Raw genomic sequence first — 3,656 nt, forward strand, 5'->3', positions numbered from 1 at the left:
AGGCGAAATCTTTGAACTGCGCTTGAATAAATGTCGCCTTGTCACCCTTTCTGCCTGCGAAACTGGCTTAATTGATTTAAACTCTATCAGCGATGAATATATCGGTTTACCCAGTGGTTTTCTGTTTGCAGGAAGTCCCAGTGTTGTCAGTAGTTTATGGACAGTTAATGACCTGTCAACCTCCTTCTTGATGATTAAATTATATGAGATTTTATTTGATGAGAATCAGCAAGTTTCTGTACCAGTTGCTTTAAAACAAGCTCAAAACTGGTTACAGAATTTAACCGTTAAAGAGGCTGAGAAAAATTTAGAAAGCCAAACCTTTCAACAAGCGTTAATTCAACTACAACAAACCCTTTCAAAAAAAGAGTTATTTGAATTAGAAGATGCGATCGCAGTGAGGCAAACTAAATGGAAAGCCATGGCGACCGAGGACAAACCCTTCAATAATCCTTTTTATTGGGCTGCATTTATCGCTTCAGGTGTTTAAATCAGGATTATTTAACTTTCTGGATTCGACTTGTCCGTATTACAAAACTCAGCTAAGGAAACTTTAACAATATAACCAGCGCAAGGAGTAGCAACTGCCACTAAAACTGGATTACCTGCCGTTATTAATGCACCAATTATACCCCCAATTAAATCAGGAGCTAAACCTTCCTTAAACTTTGCATCACAAACCACCTGACGCGCTTGCTTTAACGCAGATTCCCAAGTGATTCCCGCTCTCACATCTTCAATGTCGGCTCGACGCGCTAAGATACGAGCAGCTTGTTCTAGATCCCCTTCACAACGCTCAATCACATCAATATCTCCTAATGCTTTAGAATCTTCTGCCAATTCAGCGCGAAACTGGGCAATTTCTTCAGGAGTAACTTTAGTTGATTCAATATCCATAGGTTATTCTTATTTACAGACAATACTAATTGTATAGTTTCTATTTTGCTATCTATCGATAGTTTTTCATAGAAAGTGTTAATCTAACTGGTTACTGATAACTGAAAAGGTTCTTTAATTCCCTACCATTGTGATAATTGCTGTCATTTAACCCACGACAAAATTAACTAATTTGCCCGGGACAACAATCACTTTTTTGATTTCCTTGCCCTCTAAATAACGTTGGGCGATTTCTGATTCCAGGGCGAGGGTTTCTAGGGTGCTTTTATCGGCACTAGCGGGAACTTGTATCGTGCCTCTGGTTTTTCCCAAAATTTGGATGACAAGGGTAATCTCGTCCACAATAAGGGCAGTGGGATCAACTTTTGGCCAGGGTTGCAGGTGAATTGATTGGCTATGGCCTAAAGCTTGCCATAATTCTTCGCTAAGATGGGGGGCAAAAAGGGAAAGTAAGATTAATAGGGTTTCGATTCCTTCCCGATAAATGGGGGATTCAAAACACTTATTATCCCCTAAAGCGTTACTGAGTTTCATTAATTCGGAAATGGCGGTATTAAATTGATAATCTCCTTCTAAATCCTCGGAGATTTCTTTAATAGCGGTGTGAATTGCCCGTCTTAAATCTTTGTCAGTTTTCGAGAAAGTTTCTATTTTTTTGACTTGCTTGGGTTTATTTTCAATATATTCGCTGACTAAACGCCACACCCGATTAAGAAAGCGAAATTGTCCTTCTACCCCCGCATCATCCCACTGTAAATCTTTTTCTGGGGGTGCAGTAAAAAGTATAAACATTCGGGCAGTATCGGCCCCATATTTTTCGAGGACTTTCAGAGGATCAACGCCGTTATATTTCGACTTAGACATTTTTTCAAAGAAGAAAGATAGAACTTCTCCCGTGTCTTTATCGCAATATTTATCCTCTTTATAGATAACATTTTCTGCGGGGACATATTTGCCAGTTTCGGGATTTTTGTAGGTTAATCCCTGTACCATTCCCTGGGTTAATAGACGGTTAAAAGGTTCATCGACATTAACTAAACCTCGGTCTCTTAAAACTTTGGTAAAGAAACGAGAATAGAGTAAATGTAGGATAGCGTGTTCGATTCCTCCGACGTATTGATCCACGGGCATCCAATCATTAACCTTCTCGAATTGAAAGGGTATATCTTCATTTTTAGCATCGGTATAACGGAGGAAATACCAACTAGAATCGATGAAAGTATCCATGGTGTCTGTTTCCCGTTTTGCGGGAGTTCCACAGCGAGGACAATCCACATTTACCCAGTCTTCCAACTTAGCTAAAGGGGAAGCACCTCGACCGCTAAATTCGACATTTTCTGGTAAAGTAACGGGTAAATTTTCCACTGGTACTGGCACAGTTCCACAGTTAGGACAGTGGATAACTGGAATCGGACAACCCCAATATCTTTGACGGGAAATTAACCAATCCCGGAGGCGATATTGTATTCTAGCTTTGCCGTAACCTTGGGCAGTGGCATAATCAATAATAGCGGTTTTTCCTTCTTGGGAATTCAGTCCATTAAATTGAGCGGAATTAATCATAATTCCCGCTTCTGTATAGGCCTCTTTTAACTCAATTTCGCCACTTTCTGGAGTAATAACTATCTTAATTGGCAGATTATTTTCCTGAGCAAATTTAAAATCGCGACTGTCGTGAGCCGGGACTCCCATCACTGCCCCCGTCCCGTATTCGTAGAGGACATAATCAGCAATTAAAATCGGAATTTCTTCACCGGTAAAAGGATTAATTGCCAGTCCTCCGGTTTTAATACCGCGTTTGGGTTTATCTTCGGCAGTTCTTTCTAATTCGCTTTCGCTGGCTATCTCTTGAATAAAAGTTTCTACGGCGGATTTTTGTTCGGGAGTGGTAACTTGTAAAGTTAAGGGATGTTCGGGAGCAAGTACCACATAAGTGACTCCATAAACCGTATCGGGACGAGTGGTAAAAACGGCAATTTTTTCTGTGGAGTTAACAAGAGGAAATTCTAAATAAGCACCTACCGATTTACCAATCCAGTTGGCCTGCATGGTTTTAACCCGTTCCGGCCAACCGGTAAGTTTATCTAAATCAGTGAGTAATTGTTCGGCATAATCGGTGATTTTTAGGAACCATTGCCGTAATAATTTTCTTTCTACTTTAGCACCCGATCGCCAAGATTTTCCTTCACTATCTACCTGTTCATTGGCCAAGACAGTTTGATCGATAGGATCCCAATTCACTGCCGCTTCTTTTTGGTAGGCTAATCCCGATTCAAAAAACTGTAAAAATAGCCATTGGGTCCAACGATAATATTCCGGGGAACAGGTGGCAACTTCTCTTTCCCAATCGATAGATAATCCTAACTGTTGTAATTGCCGTTTCATCTGGGCAATATTTTGATCAGTCCATTTTGCCGGAGGAACTCCTCTTTCAATGGCGGCATTTTCTGCGGGTAATCCGAAAGCATCCCACCCCATGGGATGCAGCACGCGATAACCCTGCATTCTTTTCAGACGGGCAATCACATCGGTAATAGTATAGTTACGAACGTGACCCATGTGCAGGTTGCCCGATGGATAGGGGAACATGGAGAGGGCGTAAAATTTCGGTTTATCGGCGTTTTCTGGGGTTTTGTCCAATCCCATTTGCTGCCAAATCTTCTGCCATTTCTGTTCGATTTCTGCGGGGTTGTACTGCACTGGGGTCTTTTCTCCTGAGTTGTATCTATCCCTCCCATTTTACAGCAGCCGGCTGGGGG

The 3,656-nt window shown here is 41.4% G+C and carries 3 protein-coding genes; 1 reads left to right on the top strand and 2 read right to left on the bottom strand.

Translation table 11 applies throughout. The features are described from left to right. Window positions 1-490, top strand: a 490-nt coding sequence (locus IM322_RS11935; RefSeq protein ID WP_287713218.1) for a CHAT domain-containing protein, incomplete at its 5' end; no start/stop codon positions are given. 11 nt (window positions 491-501) lie between these two features. Here IM322_RS11935 and IM322_RS11940 read toward each other — a convergent pair. Both IM322_RS11940 and leuS read right to left on the bottom strand, forming a co-directional pair. Further along, entirely contained in the window at window positions 502-897 is a 396-nt protein-coding gene (locus tag IM322_RS11940) for a hypothetical protein (protein WP_287170770.1), read from the bottom strand. Between the two features lie 147 nt (window positions 898-1,044). Beyond that, window positions 1,045-3,597 (bottom strand): leucine--tRNA ligase, encoded by a 2,553-nt coding sequence (gene leuS / locus IM322_RS11945; RefSeq protein ID WP_287675552.1) that lies wholly within the window; start codon window positions 3,595-3,597, stop codon window positions 1,045-1,047. Window positions 3,598-3,656 lie beyond the last annotated feature (59 nt).

It is taken from the genome of Microcystis sp. M109S1 (assembly GCF_020247025.1).
GTDB lineage: Bacteria > Cyanobacteriota > Cyanobacteriia > Cyanobacteriales > Microcystaceae > Microcystis.

What these genes read in the sequence shown, in the direction of transcription:
- IM322_RS11940 (WP_287170770.1), bottom strand. Translation starts at nt 897, where the DNA reads ATGGATATTGAATCAACTAAAGTTACTCCTGAAGAAATTGCCCAGTTT.